Source organism: Luteimonas wenzhouensis (assembly GCF_007859305.1).
Classification (GTDB): Bacteria; Pseudomonadota; Gammaproteobacteria; order Xanthomonadales; family Xanthomonadaceae; genus Luteimonas; species Luteimonas wenzhouensis.
In genome coordinates, this window is sequence record NZ_VOHE01000007.1 from 1 (window position 1) to 16,824 (window position 16,824).

13 protein-coding genes are annotated in these 16,824 nt (G+C 71.2%); 10 read left to right on the forward strand and 3 right to left on the reverse strand.

All coding sequences use genetic code 11. The features are described 5' to 3' along the window. The 9 genes from FQY79_RS12145 to FQY79_RS12185 all read left to right on the forward strand — a co-directional run. Window positions 1–315: CDP-glycerol glycerophosphotransferase family protein (locus FQY79_RS12145; RefSeq protein WP_186760029.1), on the forward strand; the 315-nt coding region annotated here is incomplete at its 5' end. Beyond that, the gene (gene tagD, locus FQY79_RS12150; RefSeq protein ID WP_146313181.1) at window positions 312–698 is read left to right on the forward strand and encodes a glycerol-3-phosphate cytidylyltransferase; all 387 of its coding nucleotides are present in this window, start codon (window positions 312–314) and stop codon (window positions 696–698) included. The genes FQY79_RS12145 and tagD, both read left to right, overlap by 4 nt. A gap of 48 nt (window positions 699–746) precedes the next feature. Beyond that, window positions 747–2,804 (forward strand): hypothetical protein, encoded by a 2,058-nt coding sequence (locus FQY79_RS12155; RefSeq protein ID WP_146313182.1) that lies wholly within the window; start codon window positions 747–749, stop codon window positions 2,802–2,804. After that, entirely contained in the window at window positions 2,801–6,718 is a 3,918-nt protein-coding gene (locus tag FQY79_RS12160) for a glycosyltransferase (RefSeq protein ID WP_146313183.1), read from the forward strand. The genes FQY79_RS12155 and FQY79_RS12160 overlap by 4 nt, the downstream gene beginning before the upstream one ends. After that, window positions 6,706–7,623, forward strand: a complete 918-nt coding sequence (locus FQY79_RS12165; protein WP_186760032.1) for an NAD-dependent epimerase/dehydratase family protein — start codon at window positions 6,706–6,708, stop codon at window positions 7,621–7,623. The genes FQY79_RS12160 and FQY79_RS12165 overlap by 13 nt, the downstream gene beginning before the upstream one ends. A gap of 153 nt (window positions 7,624–7,776) precedes the next feature. Next, window positions 7,777–8,268, forward strand: coding sequence for a hypothetical protein (locus tag FQY79_RS12170; protein WP_146313185.1), 492 nt, complete (start codon window positions 7,777–7,779; stop codon window positions 8,266–8,268). An 878-nt stretch (window positions 8,269–9,146) separates the two neighbouring features. After that, entirely contained in the window at window positions 9,147–9,920 is a 774-nt protein-coding gene (locus tag FQY79_RS12175) for an adenylyl-sulfate kinase (protein ID WP_146313186.1), read from the forward strand. 1 nt (window position 9,921) lies between these two features. After that, entirely contained in the window at window positions 9,922–10,380 is a 459-nt protein-coding gene (locus tag FQY79_RS12180) for a methyltransferase domain-containing protein (RefSeq protein WP_246123110.1), read from the forward strand. After that, a complete protein-coding gene (locus FQY79_RS12185) occupies window positions 10,380–11,228 on the forward strand; it encodes a hypothetical protein (protein WP_146313188.1) in 849 nt (282 codons plus the stop codon). The genes FQY79_RS12180 and FQY79_RS12185 overlap by 1 nt, the downstream gene beginning before the upstream one ends. Window positions 11,229–11,261: 33 nt before the next feature. Here FQY79_RS12185 and FQY79_RS12190 read toward each other — a convergent pair whose 3' ends face one another. From FQY79_RS12190 to FQY79_RS12200, 3 genes are all read right to left on the reverse strand, one after another. Further along, on the reverse strand, window positions 11,262–12,002 hold the full coding sequence (locus tag FQY79_RS12190) for a phosphoadenylyl-sulfate reductase (RefSeq protein ID WP_146313189.1): 741 nt from the start codon (window positions 12,000–12,002) through the stop codon (window positions 11,262–11,264). Further along, complete coding sequence (gene cysI, locus FQY79_RS12195; RefSeq protein WP_146313190.1) at window positions 11,999–13,720, reverse strand: assimilatory sulfite reductase (NADPH) hemoprotein subunit; 1,722 nt, start codon at window positions 13,718–13,720, stop codon at window positions 11,999–12,001. Before cysI ends, FQY79_RS12190 begins: the two co-directional genes overlap by 4 nt. Window positions 13,721–13,852: 132 nt before the next feature. Beyond that, window positions 13,853–15,697: an assimilatory sulfite reductase (NADPH) flavoprotein subunit gene (locus FQY79_RS12200; protein WP_146313191.1), complete on the reverse strand. Its 1,845-nt coding sequence runs from the start codon at window positions 15,695–15,697 to the stop codon at window positions 13,853–13,855. 141 nt (window positions 15,698–15,838) lie between these two features. Between FQY79_RS12200 and cysD the strand changes: the two genes are divergently transcribed. After that, window positions 15,839–16,762: a sulfate adenylyltransferase subunit CysD gene (cysD, locus tag FQY79_RS12205; RefSeq protein ID WP_146313192.1), complete on the forward strand. Its 924-nt coding sequence runs from the start codon at window positions 15,839–15,841 to the stop codon at window positions 16,760–16,762. Window positions 16,763–16,824: the final 62 nt, after the last annotated feature.

Sequence of the window (16,824 nt, forward strand, 5' to 3'; positions counted from 1 at the left end):
GACTTCATGCTGACGGGGCGTCCCTCGGTGAGCTTCGCCTACGACCTGGCGCACTACGCGGGGACGGAGCGCGGCCTGTTCTACGACCTGGAGCACGTGTTCCCGGGGCCCGTGTGCAGGGACTTCGGCCAGCTGTCCGCGGCCCTGGAATCCCTGCTCGACGGCGACCCCGACGCCACGGCGCGCGCATGGCGCACGCGCCTGTTCTTCGACCACACCGACGACGCCAGCGCCTGGCGGGTCGTCCAGCGGGTGCGGAGCCTGTATGCGGCCCGGGACGTGGCCGCCCCCCCGGCCACGGAGCGTGCCGCATGAAGACGGTGATCACCTACGGGACATTCGATATCCTGCACGTCGGGCACATCAACCTGCTCCGGCGCGCCCGCGCGCTCGGCGACCGCCTGGTCGTCGGCCTGTCGACCGACGAGTTCAACCAGGGCAAGCACAAGTCCTCGCTGCTCAACTACGAGAACCGCAAGGCGGTGCTGGAATCGATCCGGTACGTCGACGAGGTGTTCCCGGAGCGCACGTGGGATCAGAAGGTGGACGACATCCGGCGCTATGGCGCCGACGTGTTCGTGATGGGGGACGACTGGGCGGGACGGTTCGATTTCCTCTCGGAGCTGTGCGAGGTGCGCTACCTGCCGCGCACTCCGGACATCTCGACCACGCGCATCAAGCTCGACGTCGGCGCCTGAGCCGGCGCCGCGGGGGCGGCGCCAATATCCATGGAGACAATGAAGGGCATGACCGAATCGAAACCGCAGGTGGGCACGAGGACGGCAGTGATCGTCCTCGGCATGCACCGGTCGGGAACCTCGGCGATTGCGGGGGTGCTGTCCCTGCTGGGGATCGCCACGCCGCGCCATCTGATGGCACCTACCAGGGACAATCCGAAGGGGTACTGGGAATCGACCGCCCTGATGACGGTGCACGACAGGATCCTGCAGTCGGCCGGAAGCAGCTGGGACGACTGGGACCGGTTCAATCCCGCCTGGATCGATTCCCCGGCCGCGCCGCAGCTGCTCGCGCAACTGGAGGAGGCGATCGTCGCCGAGTTCAACGGCGCGCCGACCCTGCTGGTGAAGGACCCGCGCATGTGCCGGCTGATGCCGGCGTGGCGGGTGGTCCTGGAGCGGATGGGCATCGACGCGCGCGTGGTCATGCCGCTGCGCAAGCCGCTGGAGGTCAGCCTCTCGCTGCAGGCGAGGAACGGGTTCGGCGCGCTGCAGGGGCAGGCGCTCTGGTTGCGCCACGTGCTGGAGGCGGAGGCGGGCAGCCGGGGCCTGGTGCGCTCGGTCGCCACCTACGATGCCCTGCTGCACGACTGGCGCGGGGTCGTCGACCGGCTTGGCCGCGAACTGGGACTGGCATGGCCGCGCTGGTCCGGCGCGGTGGAGGCGGAAGTCGATGCCTACCTGACCGAGGAACTTCACCGCAACCGCAGCGATGACGGGGAACTGCGCCCGACCGGCCGCCCGCAGGACGAATGGGTGCGCGAGGCCTATGCCCTGCTGGCCGGCGAGCCGGGCCCGGACGCCCCGGAGGTCCGCGCGCGCCTGGACGCGCTGCGCAAGGCGTTCGACGAAGCCTGCCACGCCTACATGCCGGTGGTGCACGAGATCGAGGGCCGGCTCCAGGCCGATCGCAACGACCTCAAGGCGCAGCTCGCCGACGCCCGCCGCGAACTGGAGGCGTCCACCGCCCGCATCGACGAACTGGTCCGCGAGGCCGGTGCCCGGGAAGAGGCGCGCCAGGCCGAGCTGCGGAAGCGCGAGGCGGACTCCCTCGCGCAGCGTGCCGCGGAAGCCGAGGCCCAGGCCCAGCGCCTCGCCGAGGTCGCGCAGGCGCTGCAGCTGGCGGAAGAGCGGGCGCAGCGGTTGGCCAAAGAGCAGGCGCAGCGCGTGGCCGAGGCCGCGCAGGCGCAGCAGCTGGCGGAGGAACGGGCGCAGCGGCTGGCCAAGGCCGAACAGGCGCTGCAGCAGTCGGAGGAGCGCGCGCGGCAGCTGGCCGACGAGCAGGCGCGCGCCGGACAGGCGGAAACCGCGCTCGAGGCCGAGCGCGTCCGCGCGGAAGACCTGGAGGCGCGACTGCGCGAGGCGGGCGAAGCGGCGGACGACGCCGAGCGCCGCCACGCCGGCGAGATCGACGCGCTGCGCGCTGCGCGCAAGGCCGAGGTCGAAGCGCTGCAGGCGCAACTGGAGGAAGCGAACGCCTCGATCCGGGTGCGATTCGGCGAGACCCGGACCCTCACCGAGATGGTGTTCGCGCTGGAAGCCAAGGTGGCCGCGCTCACCCGGCGGGGCAGGGAACTGGAGGAACGGTTGGCCGCCGCCAGGCACGCGGCGGAACTGGAGTCGGGCGCCCTGCGCGGTGCGATCGAAGCGCAACGCGCGACGATCGAGCGCCTCAACCACTGGGGCAATGCGTTGCTGGCCGGCCGGACATTGAAGGCCGCGCGCATCCTGAGCGGCGCGCCGCGCGAGATGCAGGTGCCGAGCCTCGCAAAGCTCGACGACGTGCCGGATGAGCAGCTGCTGCGCAAGTCGCGGCTGTTCGACGAAGCCTGGTACCTGCTCCGCTATGGCGACGTCGCGCGGCGGAACGTGGACCCGGTCAAGCACTACCTGCGCCATGGGGCCGCCGAGGGGCGCGACCCGGGCCCGGCCTTCAGCACCCGCGGCTACCTGGAGCGCTACCCAGACGTCGCCGCGTCCGGAATCAACCCGCTGGTGCATTACCTGCGCCACGGCATGCAGGAGGGACGGGTCGCGACCGGTACCGCCGGGGGCGTCAAGAAGTGAGCAAGAACAGTATGCAACGCGACATCGAACAACTTTCGCGATCCGGCCTGGTGGACGAGGCCTGGTACCTGTCCAGCTATCCGGACGTCGCCGCGCTCGGACTCGGGGCGGCCGAGCACTACCTGAGGATCGGCGCGCGCCTGGGGCGCAACCCCGGCCCCGGTTTCGATACCGCCTACTACCTCGCCGAGAACCCGGACGTGGCGAAGGCGGGCGTCAACCCGCTGCTGCACTACGTGCGCCACGGCCGCAGGGAGGGGCGCCGCGTCATGCCCGATCGCATCGTGGCGCCGACGCTGCCGAAGATCCTGCCCGACGACGGGGTCACCGAGGCCCTCGTCGTGCGCAACCTGGTGGGCAAGCGCCCGCGCGATCCAGACGCCCGCACGGTGCTGGTGTGCGCGCACATCGCGGGCAGCCAGCTGTTCGGCAGCGAACGCAGCCTGCTCGACGTGCTCGACGGCCTCGCGGCGATGGGCGCGAACGTGGTGGTGACCATCCCCGGCGGTGGCGGCGACTACGTGCGCGCCCTGCGCGACCGCAGCATGGCGGTGGTCTCGTTCCGCTACGGCTGGTGGACCAGCGGCGTCGGGATCGACGAGCGCGCGGTGGCCGAGTTCGCGCGGATCATCGCCACCCACGGCGTCGACGCGGTGCACGTCAACACCATCATGCTGCGCGAACCGCTGCTGGCGTCGCGCCGCATGGGCGTGCGCACCGTGCTGCACGCGCGCGAGATCATCACCCACGACGCCGCGCTGATCGAGCGCATCGGCGAGGATCCCCCGGCGATCGTCGAGCAGGTGCTGGCGTCGACCGACTGGCTGATCGCGAACTCCGAGGCCACCGCCGCCTGCTTCCCCAAGCCCGGGCGCACGCTCGTGGTGCCCAATACCGCGGACGACGCGCTGTACGCCGTCGCCGCGCCGGCGGCGGTCGTGGGGCCGGTTACCATCGGCATGGTCAGCAGCAACATCCCGAAGAAGGGCATCGAAGACTTCGTCCAGGTCGCGCAGCTGCTGCACGCGCGGCACGCGAACGTGCGGATGCTGATGATCGGGCCGGAGAACCGCTTCGTCGTCGAACTCCGCGAGCGCCAGGCCGCCGGCGAGGTGCCGCCGAACCTGCTGTTCCCCGGCTACAGCGCGTCGCCCGCCGAGGCGCTGGCACAATGCGACGTCGTGGTCAACTTCTCCCATTTCCGCGAGTCGTTCGGGCGCACCGTGCTCGAGGCGATGGCCGCGGCGCGACCGGTGGTGGCGTACGCGTGGGGCGCGATCCCCGAGCTCGTCGCCGACCACGAGACCGGCTTCGTGGTGCCCTACCGCGACGTGCAGGCCGCCGCAGACCGGCTCCTGCAGCTGTGCACCGACCAGGCGCTGCGGTTGCGGATGGGCGCCGCGGCGCGCGCGCGCGCGCGCCGGCTGTTCTCCACCGAACGCTATCGCGAGCAGCTGCGCGAGGCCTACGACCGCATCTTCGCGGCGGAGGTCGCGCTGGCGCCGATGACCCTGCCGGCGCGCAACCTGCCCGCGCCTCGCCCCGAGGGGCCGCTGCGCATCGCCTACTTCCTCTGGCACTTCCCGGTGCCTTCGGAAACCTTCGTGCTCAACGAGCTGCGCATCCTGGTCGAGCAGGGCCACGACGTCGAGGTGTACTGCCGGCAGTCTCCGCACAAGGAGTTCGTGCCCGACTTCCCGATCACCTGGACCCAGGTCCGCGATCCCGCCGAGCTCGCCGCGGCCCTGGTGCGCAGCGGGCGCGAGATCGTGCATTCGCACTTCACCTACCCCACGGTCACCGAGATGGTGTGGCCGGCGTGCGAGCAGGCGGGCGTACCGTTCACGTTCATCGCGCACGCGCAGGACATCTTCCGCCACGTCAACGTGGAGCGTAACCGGATCGGCGAGATCGCCCGGTCCCCGCAGTGCCTGCGGGTGCTGGTGCCCTCGCATTTCCACCGCGAGTACGTCCAGCACCATGGCGTGCCGGCGGCGAAGATCCTGATCAACCCCAACGGCATCGACCCGGCGCTGTACGACCGGGGTCAGGGCACGCGCCACGCAGCGCGTGCGCGGCGAAGGGTCTGCGCGATCCACCGTTTCACCGGCAAGAAGGGCCTGTCGTCGCTGATCGGCGCCGCGCCGGCGCTGGCGGCCGCGGGCATCGAGGTGCATCTGCATGGCTACGGCGAGCTGGAGGAGGAATACCGCAGCCAGATCCACGCGCTGGGGGTCGACAACGTGCACCTGCACGGCCCGGTCCGCAGCCGCCAGGAGATGCTCGAGGTGTTTGCCGACAGCGACCTGTTCGCCTGTCCGAGCGTCCGCGCCGTCGACGGCGACATGGACGGCATCCCGACGGTACTGATGGAGGCGATGGCCAGCGGGTTGCCGGTGCTGGCGACTGGCATCTCGGGCATCCCCGACCTGGTGCAGGACGGCGCCACCGGCATCGTCTGCGCGGCGGACGCGGAGGGCGTGGCGGAGGCGATCCTGCGCTTCTATGCGATGCCCGAGGCCGAGGTGGCCTCGATGATCGAGGACGCGCGGGCGCTGGTGGCGCGGTCGTTCAACGCCCAGCGGCTGACCCGCCGGCTGGTGCGCCTGTGGCAGCGCAAGACCGTCGACCTGATGATCGTGAGCTGGAACAACCTGCCGGAACTGCACGAGGTCGTGCGGCGCCTGTGCGCGTACACCTCGATGCCCTGGCACCTGGTGATCTGCGACAACGGCAGCAAGCCCGACGTGGCCGCGTTCCTGTGCGAGCTGCACGCCTACCACGGCAACGTGACCGTGGTGCTCAACCGCGACAACGCCTTCGTCGGTCCGGGCACGAACATCTGCCTGGCCAACAGCCATTCGGACTACGCGGTGTACGTCTGCGGCAAGGAGGGTTTCGTGCTCGAGCCGGGCTGGGAAAAGCCGCTGATCGAATACATGGACGAGCACCCGGCGGTCGGCCAGGCCGGCACGCTGTGCTACTCGCCCAGCTACCTGACCGGCGATCGCTACCCGGTCGCGATCCCGGAGTTCCCCAAGTTCCGCAATCGCGAGTTCGCCGAGGCCAATCCGCAGCGCCGGTTCGCCCACGTGCAGGGCGGGTTCTTCGTGCTGCGGCGGAGCATGGTGGACGAGATCGGCGGGTTCAGCGACGCGGTCCCGCACAACTACACCGACGTCGAGTTCAGCTACTACGTCGAGAGCCGCGGCTGGCAGCTGGGCAGCGCGCCAGGGATGCTGGCGCTGTTCAACAAGACCCGCCCGGGGATCTTCTCGCGCCTCGACGAGCACGTGGGGGCGATCCATCCGCCGACGCTCGGGGACCTGCGGCTAGTCGATGCGATCGCCAACGGCAGCGTCCGTCACTGCAACCTGTGCGAGTGGAATGGTCCCGCGTTCGACGGCAGCGGCGCGCTCTGCCCCGAATGCGGTTCGGCCCCGGCCGACCGCACGCTGTACCGCTTCCTGGCCGAGTCCATGCTGACCTACCGGCGCCTGCCCGCGCTGGGGCTGGGGGTCGGCGAGGCGATGCACGGCATCTGGCGCAAGCAGTTCCAGGGCCAGTTGCACGGCTTCGCCGACGGCGAGGCGCTGCTGGCGCAGGACGGGCGGTTCTCGTTCCGCGACGGTTCGCTGAAACTGGTGTACCTGCAGGCGCCGGCGGGCGGTGCGGTCGGCAAGGAGATCTGGCGCGAATGCGACCGCATCCTCGCCGCCGACGGCATCCTCCTGCTGCGCGACGCCGGGCTCGCAGTCGCCGACCCGGCGGAAGGCGATCCGCTGTCGCGGATCCGCCCGCTGTTCCGCTTCCACTCCGCGGAATCCGTCCGCTATCGCAGCCGTGTGGTCGGCCACGATGCGATCGGGCTGCAGGTGCTGCGCCGCTGCGAGGACGACCGATGCGTGTCGTGATCGTCGGCGGCGCGGGCTTCATCGGCACCGCGCTGGCGGACAGGCTCTCCGGTCGCGGGGACGACGTCCTGGTGGCGGATACCCGGCGACGCCTCGATCGCGCCCAGGCCTGGCTGCCGGCGGTGGAGACGCGCGAGTTCGATTTCGTGTCCGGCGACGATCCCCACCCGCTGCTCGAGGGGGCCGACACCGTCGTCCACCTGGCCTGCGCGACCACGCCGGCCAGCTCGATGCAGTCCATCGCCGGCGACGCCCTGCGCAACATCCTGCCCAGCATCCGGCTGTTCGACGCGGCGCGGTCCGCGTCGGTGCGCCGGCTGGTCTTCAGTTCCAGCGGCGGCACCGTCTACGGCGCGCCCAGCCGCCTGCCCGTGCAGGAATGCGACACCGGCACCCCGCTCAGCGCGTACGGCGTGTCGAAGATGGCGATCGAGCACTACCTGTCGCTGTACCCGGCGCTGTCACCCCTCAGCCTGCGGGTGGCGAACCCCTACGGGGCGTACCAGCTGCAGGGGGCTGCGGTCGGCGTGATCGCGCGGTACGCGCGCGCGGCCGCGGCGGGCGAGCCGATCGAGGTCTGGGGCGATGGCGCCATCGTGCGCGACTACATCGCCATCGAGGACGTCGCGCGCGCGTTCGAGCTCGCGGTGGCGGGCGACCTCGCGCCCGGCGCCTACAACGTCGGTACCGGTACCGGCGCCAGCCTCAACGAGATCATCGCCATGATCGAATCGCTCTCCGGCCATCCACTGGAGGTGCGGCGATCGCCGGCGAGGCAGTACGACGTGCCCGGGATCGTGCTCGATCCGGGGAAGTTCGCGCGCGCGACGGGCTGGACACCCCGGCTGGGCCTCCGCGATGGGGTCGCCCGCCTGCTGGCAGCCGCGCGCGCCCAGGCCGGATAGCCGACCGTCGCGCAGCCCGTGTACGGCACACGCCCGGCCGCTATGCTTTGCGGCCGCGCGTGCGCCGCCCGACCATGAACCGACCGCCCGCCTGGCGCTCCCGCGCCGGGTCCGTCGATCCAGACCAACGTGCCCTGTGAGATCATTGCAACCATGAAGAAACTGCTTGCCCCCAGCCTGATCCTCCTTGCCCTCGCCGGCTGTGCCGAGCAGGGCGCGCCGTCCCAGCAGACCGCCGCCGTCGAACCCGCGCCGGTCGAGCCGGTGCAGCCGCCCGCGGAATCCTGCGGCGCCGGCGAAGGCTTCGCCGACCTGCCGGCGGGCGTCTGCCTGCCCGATCGCTTCGCGTACGCGCAGCGCCGCGATTACGCCGACGGACAGGGCAACCCCCGCCTGCGGCTGACGTTCGGCTACCGCGGCGCTTCGCAGGCCGAGACGGTGGACGCGGTCGCCAAGTCGCTGGAGAAGGCCGGCTTCCGCCGCCGCGAGGGCGAGAACAAGCCCAACGGCGTGGTCTGGGTGCCCTTCACCAAGACCGAGCTGGGCACGACCTACCTGGAAGTGGGGCCGCTCGCCGAGTCCGCCACCGGCGAGGCGCAGGGCCAGTTCTTCCTCGACTTCCGCACCGGCACCACCACTCCCTGATGGCGTTCGCGCCGCGGCCCGGGCCACGGCGCTGGCCTCGGCGTCGCAGCGCCTCACGTCGCCGGGTCCCGGACGAACCACGACATCCAGAACGCCTGGCGCGAGGCGCCTCGCGTGCGGTTCGAGCGGAACGCGGTACCGGCGGCGCCTGCCGGCGCATGGGGATGGGCCTGCCATGCCGCTGGCGAACAGGGCGCGTCCAGGCTCGCGATCGAGCACTCACTGTCCCCATGATCGGCGCCTGCCGGCCAGCCTGCGCATGACGCAAGCGTGCGGGCGGGACTCGGCGGCACGGTCTCGGCGTGATCGCGCGCTCCATGCCCGTCGTGCCGGCGGGAGGAGCGATCGAACGCCCGCGCGATGGACCGGTCGTGCGCAGCCCTGTCCACGTCGTGGACGTCGTCGGGGCGGCGTTCGAGGCGCGATCCTCTGCGAGGACCCGCACCCCGGTACAGGAGCGGGCACCCGTGCGGCCTGGTTCATCGGCATCCCGCGCCACTGTCCGGCGCCGATCGAAGCCCGGCGACTCGAGGCGCCCGGTTGTGGCGTCCCCGCGGCCGTACTGGATCCGCGGCGATTCACGGCGCCCGCGGCGTGCCGCCAGGGACACGGCCCGAGGACAGCATGGGCCGGGTCTGGCGTCCGGTGTCGCCGGGCGCGGGCGGGGTGGATCGGCCTCTGGCGCCGGTTCCCGACCATCGGATCCCGCTGAGGTCCTGGGCCCTGGCGCAACCCGACCGCTGCCTTGCAGGCGGATTCCGATCGGTTAGCATGCCCGTCGACCAAGGATCGCGTGCCGGGCCCGGCCTGCGCGGGCCCACACCCGATGTCGCGGGGGTGGGCCGACCAGGTTTCCAACTCTGCTGAAGACGACCGACATGAGCACCTGCCGTTCGAGCGGCGGTCCGGTCGATGATCTGGTGAAGGGAGGAACAATGCCGCAGGTTCCGGCAGTGCAGGGGTCCGCCGCGCGCGGCGGGGTGATCTGGATCACCGGCTATTCGGCCGCGGGAAAGACGACCGTCGGGCGGCGGGTGGTCGCCAGGCTCAAGGAGCGTGGCGTTTCGACGGTATTCCTCGATGGCGACGACCTGCGCTCGATCTTCGCCTCGCGCTGGGGCTACGAGCGAGACGAGCGGATCGAGTTGGCGAGGGTCTATTTCCGTCTCTGCAGCCACCTGTCGTCGCAGGGCCACACGGTCGTGATCAGCGCGGTGGCGATGTACGACGAGGCCCGTGCCTGGCTTCGCGAGAACGTGGCCAACGCGATGGAGGTCTTCCTCAACGTCCCCGAGGACGAACGCCTCAGGCGCGACAGCGAAACCAAGAAGATCTATGGCAGGGGCGGAAACCTCGCAGAACTCTACGACGAACCGGGCGAGGACTGCTTGCGGATCGACAATTTCGGCGCGCCGACCCAGGACACAGTGGCCTCGCAGGTGGTGGAGGCCTTCCTGGAGGGGCGTGCGGGGCGTGCAGGCCATGGACGCGACAGGCACTGGGGCAGCTACTATGCCCGGGCCGCCGCGCCGGTCGATCCCTCCGGCTTCGCCCGGCATGTCGCCGCCGGCCTGCAGGGTGCGAGGCGGATACTCGAAGTCGGGTGCGGCAACGGCACGCGATGCGTGCTACTTCGCGTCGCTGGGCCATGAAGTGGTCGCCATCGATGCGTCGGCCGCGGCGATCGACCTGTGCAAGGATGCGCACGCGAATTCCGGGGTCGATTTCAGGCATGGCACGCTGCCCGAGGTCGCCCCGGAGGTCGAGGCGGGGCTGGATGCCATCTACTGCCGTTTCGTCCTCCACGCCATGCCGGTGGAAGAGGAGATCGCCCTGCTCGAATCCGCTCGCGAGCTGCTGGGCCGCGAGGGCAGGCTCCATGTCGAGTGCCGCTCGATCAACGACCCGATGGCGCGCCTGGGCGAAGTGGTGAGCGCGACCGAACGCATCCACGGCCACTACCGCCGGTTCATCGTCCTGGACGACCTGCTGGCCCGGATGGAAGGGGCAGGCCTGTCGGCGATCCATGCCGAGGAGTCGGCGGGCTTGGCGGTGCACGGCGACGAGGATCCGGTCGTCATTCGCGTGGTCGCGCGTCGCCGGCACGGCTGATGGGCGCGCGCTTCGCAACGGGCATCGGGCTGGATGCGTTTCCGCACGACCTGGCGGGCGTGCAGATCGTCTACCACGCCGTCAACAAGAGCGGGTCCCTGGCCATGGCGAACGCCATGGGGGAGGCTTACCGCTGGGCGGGGCGTGAGCGGGAGTTCGTCAGCCACTACCGGATCCGCTGCACGGACGAGGAGTTCCGCGCGCGCGTGGACGCGATGAACGGGCGCCAGGCCTTCATCGTCGACCACTACCTGTTCGGCGCCCTGGCGCCCGCCCCGAACCGCATCTGGATCACCCAGCTGCGGCACCCGCTGCCGCGCGTGCTGTCCTTCTACCAGTGGATCAAGAACAAGCACATGGCCGCCGGCGGCGCGCAGGAGGAATTCCCTTCGCTGCGCGAATTCGTCGTCGAGGGCAAGGGCACGCGGCACAGCCTGGTGGCGCAGTTCGGGATGGGGTTCGGCCCGAATCGCGCCGTGCGCAAGCGTCGGCTGTCGACGGCAGACCTGTACAGCATCGCGGTGGATGCGTTGGAGGCGCATGTCTACGCGCTGGGCATCGCAGAATACTTCGAGGAGTCGCTCTTCGTGTTCGCGGCGCTGGCGGGTATCGAGTCGGTGGCGCCCTGGGTGCGCGACAACCGCAATCCGGGGCGGCCCCTGGCCGACGAGATATCCGAGGCCGACCGTGCGTTGATCGAAGAGCTCTACGCCTACGATTACCGGCTCTACGAATACGCCCTCGACAGGTTCAGGAAGCAGAACGGCCGGTTGCCGTTCGGCGAGTCGCTGGCGCGCTATCGGGAGGCCTGCCGCGACCAGTACAAGGATCGCATCCTCCCCCGTTGAGTGCAGCCGCGCGGACCGCGCCAGCGCCGCGGCTCAGGCCGCGGCGCTGGCGTCGTCGTCGTAGTGCAGGCCGCATTCGCGCTTGAGCCCGAAAAAGCGGGTCTGTTCGGCCGGGATGCCGTCGGCGAGCGGGCGGGTCGTGTGGACGTCGCCGATCGAGACGTAGCCCTTGTCCCACAGCGGGTGGTAGGGGAGGCCGTGGCGGGTGAGGTACTGGCCGACGTCGCGGTCGGTCCAGTCGGCGATGGGGTGCAGCTTCCAGCGGTCGTCCTTGCGCTCCAGGAACTGGATGTTGGCGCGGGTGCGGCTCTGGCTGCGGCGCAGGCCGGCGATCCAGGTGCCCACGCCCAGTTCGGCCAGGGCCCGCTGCATGGGCTCGACCTTGCGCAGGCGGTTGTAGCGCTCCAGGCCTTCGATGCCGTCTTCCCAGATGCGGCCCATGCGCGCTTCCATCCAGGCCACGCCGATCTGCGGGCGGTAGACCTTGAGGTTGAGCGAGAGGCGGTCGGTGAGTTCGTCGATGAAGCGGTAGGTCTCGGGGAACAGGTAGCCGGTGTCGATCACGACCACCGGGATGTCCGGGCGCTGGGCGGTGGCCAGGTGCAGCGACACGGCGGCCTGGGCGCCGAAGCTGGAGGACAGGATGTGTTCGCCGGGCAGGTGTTCGAGCGCCCACGCCACGCGCTCCTCGGCGCTGCGGGCGGCCAGCCAGTCGTTGATCTCCGCGCGCGCCTGGGCCGATTCGAGCGCGGCTTCGGGGGTGGGGAGTGTCATGCGGGTTCCTCGACCAGGGTGCTTTCGATCGTGATCGCGGCACGGCGGTCCTTCGCCGGGATGTCGACGACGCCGGTGCGCACGAGGAAGTCGCCGAAGCCCTCGCCGGGCCGGCGGTCGGCCGCATAGCGTTCGAACAGCGGCTCGAGCTCGGCGAGGATCTGCAGCTCGGTGATGTTCTCGCGGTACAGGGTGTTCAGGCGCTGGCCGCGGTGGTCGGCGCCGAGCATCAGGTTGTAGCGGCCGGGCGCCTTGCCCACGAGCGCGATCTCGCCCAGGTACGGCCGCGAGCAGCCATTCGGGCAGCCGGAGATGCGCAGCAGGATCGGCGCTTCGGCCAGGCCGTGCTTCTCAAGCAGCGGCTGCAGCTTCGCCGTGAAATCGGGGAGGTAGCGTTCGGCTTCGGCCATCGCCAGGGCGCAGGTGGGCAGGGCCACGCAGGCCACGGCGTGGCGCGCCAGGGCGGTCGGGGCGCGACCGGCCACGTCCAGGCCGTGGCGGGCCACCAGGTCCTCGATCCGGGCGCGTTCGGCCTCCGGCACGCCGGCGATGACCAGGTTCTGGTTGGCGGTCAGCCGGAACTCGCCCTGGTGCACGCGCGCGATCTCGCGCAGTCCGGTGAGCAGGTCGGCGCCGGGCAGGTCGGCGATGCGCCCGCAGGGAAGCGACAGCGTCAGGTGCCAGCGGCCGTCCTCGCCGCGGGTCCAGCCGAAAGCGTCGCCGTTGCGCTCGAACCGGAACGGCCGCGCCGGTTCCAGCGCGAACCCGGCGTGCGCTTCCATCTGCGCCACGATCGCCTCCAGGCCGTGGTCGTCGATGGTGTACTTGAAGCGGGCGTGCTTGCGTTCGACCCGGTCGCCCAGGTCGCGCTGCACGACGATCGCGGCCTCGGCGATCTTCAGCACCCGCTCCGGCGGCACGAAACCGATCACGCTGGCCAGGCGCGGGTAGGTCTTCGGGTCGCCGTGGGTGGCGCCCATGCCGCCACCGATCAGGACGTTGAAGCCGGCCAGCGCGCCGTCGTCGTCGACGATCGCCACCAGCCCGAAGTCGTTGGCGAACACGTCCACGTCGTTGTGCGGCGGCACCGCCACCGCCATCTTGAACTTGCGCGGCAGGTAGGCCTTGCCGTAGATCGGCTCCTCTTCCTGCCCGCTGTCGGCCAGCTTCTCGTGGTCGAGCCAGATCTCGTAATAGGCGCGGGTCCTGGGCAGGAACGCCTCCGACAGCCGCTTCGCCCAGCCGTACACCTCCGCGTGCAGGCGCGAGAGCCGGGGATTGCTGGCCGCGAGCACATTGCGGTTGACGTCGCCGCAGGCCGAGATGGTGTCGAGCGCGGCCGCGTTGATGGCCTGCATGGTGGCCTTGAGGTCGCGCTTGACCACGCCGTGGAACTGGAACGTCTGCCGCGTGGTCACCCGCAGCGAGTGGTTGGCCCAGGTGGTGGCGATGGCATCGAGCTTGAGCCACTGTTGCGGCGTGTACACGCCGCCCGGCGCGCGGATCCGGATCATGAACTGGTGCGCGGGCTCGAGCTTCTGCCGACGGCGCTCGTCGCGCAGGTCGCGGTCGTCCTGCTGGTAGCTGCCGTGGAACTTGACCAGACGCTGGTCCTCGAACGACAGCGAGCCGGTGACCGGGTCGGCCAGGCCTTCGACCAGCGTGCCGCGCAGGCCGCGGCTGCCGGTCTTGATGTCTTCGACGGAAGGATGGCTCATGGCGGTCAGGCGTCGATCTTCGAGCGCCCTCGTCCGCTCGCGCGGGAGGGCAGGGATGGGAGCGAGGCGGAGGCGGTGGTCCCCATCCGTCCTTCGGGTACCTTTCCCCGCAAGTGGGGGTAGCGGGGCGGATCAGTACACGTCGCGCGCATAGCGGCCCTCCGACTGCAGGGAGGAGAGGTACTCGGCGGCGGCCTCGGCGTCGCCGCCGCTGTGCGTGGCGACGATCTCCAGCAGGGCCGCGTGCACGTCCTTGCCCATGGCAATGGCGCCGCAGACGTAGAGGTGCGCGCCAGACTGCAGCCAGTCGTACACCTCGCGCCCGCGCTCGCGCAGGCGGTGCTGGACGTAGACCTTCGCGGCCTGGTCGCGCGAGAAGGCGAGGTCCAGGCGGTGCAGCTCGCCCCTGCGCAGCGCTTCCTGCCACTCGACCTGGTAGAGGAAGCCGGTGTTGAAGTGCTGGGCGCCGAAGAACAGCCAGTTGCGGCCGCCGGCGCCGGTCTCGGCGCGTTCCTGCACGAAGCCGCGGAACGGCGCCACCCCGGTGCCGGGGCCGACCATGATGATGTCGCGCGAGGCATCGGCGGGGACGCGGAAGCGCTCGTTGGGTTCGACGTAGACCGGCAACTGGTCCCCTTCGCCGAGGCCGGCGAGGAAGGCGCTGGCCGCGCCGACATGGGCGTGGCCGTGGGCCTGGTAGCGCACCACGTCGACGGTCAGGTGCGCCTCGTCGCCCACGCGCTTGCGACTGGAGGCGATCGAATACAGCCGCTTGACCTGCGGGCGCAGGGCGGCGAGCAGGGCTTCGGCGGTCCAGTCGGCCGGCCACCGGCGCAGCACGTCGAGCAGCTGGTGGTCGGCGAGCAGGGCAGCGAACCCGGCGTTGCCCGGCTCCAGCAGCCGGGCCAGCTCGGCGCTGCCGCTGCGCTCGGCCAGGGCGGCGAGGAACGGTCGCGAGAGGCGGGTCAGTTCCCGCCGCGTGGCCAGCCACTCGGCCAGCGGCAGGCTGTCGCCGCCCTCGGTGGCGACGGCATCGCCGTCCAGACGCGTGGCCTCCAGCACCTGGGCGACCAGCGGCTCGGGATTGCGGTGGCGGATGCCAAGCGCGTCGCCCGGCTCATAGGCCAGGCCCGAGCCGTCCAGCGACAGCTCGAGGTGGCGCACGTCCTTGGTCACCTCGCCGTAGCTGCGGAAGCCGGTGCCGCGGAACTCGCGGCCGCTGAGCGACTGGTTCTCCAGCACTTCGGCCGGGAACGGGCGCTCGTGCGACCAGTTCGCGGCCGGGCGCAGCGGGGTGACGGTGGCCAGGTGGCCGGCGCCGGCGGGCGCGGCGGCCTTGAGCAGTTCGCCGGCCCTGGCCAGCGCCGACTCGCGCCAGGGGCCGGCCACGGTCTCGATGTCGAGGTCGGCCTTGGCCACCTCCGCCACCCGCTGCGCGCCCAGTTCGGCCAGCCGCGCGTCGATCCGGCAGGCGATGCCGCAGAAGTCGGCGTAGCTGGTATCGCCCAGTCCCAGCACGGCGTACTTCAGTTCCGGGAGCTTGGGTGCGCGGCGGCCGGACAGGAACTCGACGAAGCCGATCGCATCGTCGGGCGGATCGCCCTCGCCCTGGGTGCTGATCACCACGTAGAGCAGGCGTTCGCCGGCCAGCTCGCGGGTGGGATAGGCATCGGCGCGCAGCAGGCGGGCGGGCAGCCCGGCGGCCTGGGCCTGGTCGAACAGCACCTCGGCGGCGCGCCGGGCATTGCCGGTCTGGCTGCCGTAGAGGATGGTCAGCCGCTGGCCCGGCCCGGCGGCGGCCTCGGTGCGCGGGGCGCTGCCCGGGGCGGCGACCGTGCCGGCGCGGCTGGCCAGGCCGGCGGCATAGCCCGACAGCCACCACAGCCCGGCCGGCTCCAGCCCCTGGGTCAGGCGGACGAGTGCGTCGGCCGTCTCCTGGGGAAACGGAAGCGCGGGCAGTGCGGCGGGTGCGGACATCCTCCGGCGATCCTCGGGTGGCGGTCGTGGAGCAAGGCTACGGGCCACCCGGGCGCCGCGGGAAAGGAGGGTCGGTTATGCAGTCATGCCCTGCGGTGATTTACGGGGCGGGTGGGGGGCATGGCTACAATCGCCGCCGACATGAAGCCGATCCCCGCCGCCGCCCCGGCCGTCGACCACCTCGACCGGCTCGAAGCCGAAAGCCTCCACATCCTGCGCGAGGTGGCGGCCGAGTGCCGCCGGCCGGTGCTGCTGTACTCGATCGGCAAGGACAGTTCGGTGCTGCTGCACCTGCTGCTCAAGGCGTTCGCACCGGCGCCGCCGCCGATCCCGCTGCTGCACGTGGATACCACGTGGAAGTTCCGCGAGATGATCGCCTTCCGCGACCGCCGGGCGGCGGAGACCGGGGTGGAGCTGCGCGTGCACGTCAATCCCGACGGCCTGCGCGACGGCGTCGGCCCGTTCACCCACGGCGCCAGCGTGCACACCGAGGTGATGAAGACGCTCGCGCTCAAGCAGGCGCTGGAGGCCGGCGGCTACGACGCGGCCATCGGCGGCGCGCGTCGCGACGAGGAGAAGTCGCGGGCCAAGGAACGGGTGTTCTCGTTCCGTGACGCGAAGCACCGCTGGGATCCCCGCCGGCAGCGGCCGGAGCTGTGGAACCTGTACAACGCCCGGGTCGGCGAGGGCGAGAGCGTGCGCGTGTTCCCGCTGTCGAACTGGACCGAGCTGGACGTGTGGCGCTACGTGCGCCGCGAGAACATCGACGTGGTGCCGCTGTACTTCGCCGCCGAGCGTCCGGTGGTGTGGCGCGACGGTACCTGGATCATGGTCGACGACGACCGCTTCGTGCTGCGCGCGGGCGAGAAGATCGAGCGCCGGCGCGTACGCTTCCGCACCCTTGGCTGTTATCCGCTGACCGGGGCGGTGGAGTCGGACGCGGCCGACCTGGACGCGGTGATCGCCGAGATGGAAACCAGTGCGTTGTCCGAGCGCGCCGGGCGCCTGATCGACCACGCCGACGGCGATTCGATGGAAAAGAAGAAGCGCGAAGGCTACTTCTGAACGGGCGCGCCGCCCGGCTCGGCCGCGGTCGCCGGGCCTGGCGCACCGGTGCCCGCCACCGG

Excerpts from the sequence above, each read along its gene's own strand:
- FQY79_RS12185 (WP_146313188.1), top strand. The coding sequence starts at position 10,380 with ATGGGCGCGCGCTTCGCAACGGGCATCGGGCTGGATGCGTTTCCGCAC.
- FQY79_RS12175 (WP_146313186.1), top strand. The coding sequence starts at position 9,147 with ATGAGCACCTGCCGTTCGAGCGGCGGTCCGGTCGATGATCTGGTGAAG.
- FQY79_RS12155 (WP_146313182.1), top strand. The coding sequence starts at position 747 with ATGACCGAATCGAAACCGCAGGTGGGCACGAGGACGGCAGTGATCGTC.
- FQY79_RS12200 (WP_146313191.1), bottom strand. The coding sequence starts at position 15,697 with ATGTCCGCACCCGCCGCACTGCCCGCGCTTCCGTTTCCCCAGGAGACG.
- FQY79_RS12165 (WP_186760032.1), top strand. The coding sequence starts at position 6,706 with ATGCGTGTCGTGATCGTCGGCGGCGCGGGCTTCATCGGCACCGCGCTG.
- FQY79_RS12170 (WP_146313185.1), top strand. The coding sequence starts at position 7,777 with ATGAAGAAACTGCTTGCCCCCAGCCTGATCCTCCTTGCCCTCGCCGGC.
- tagD (WP_146313181.1), top strand. The coding sequence starts at position 312 with ATGAAGACGGTGATCACCTACGGGACATTCGATATCCTGCACGTCGGG.
- cysI (WP_146313190.1), bottom strand. The coding sequence starts at position 13,720 with ATGAGCCATCCTTCCGTCGAAGACATCAAGACCGGCAGCCGCGGCCTG.
- FQY79_RS12190 (WP_146313189.1), bottom strand. The coding sequence starts at position 12,002 with ATGACACTCCCCACCCCCGAAGCCGCGCTCGAATCGGCCCAGGCGCGC.
- cysD (WP_146313192.1), top strand. The coding sequence starts at position 15,839 with ATGAAGCCGATCCCCGCCGCCGCCCCGGCCGTCGACCACCTCGACCGG.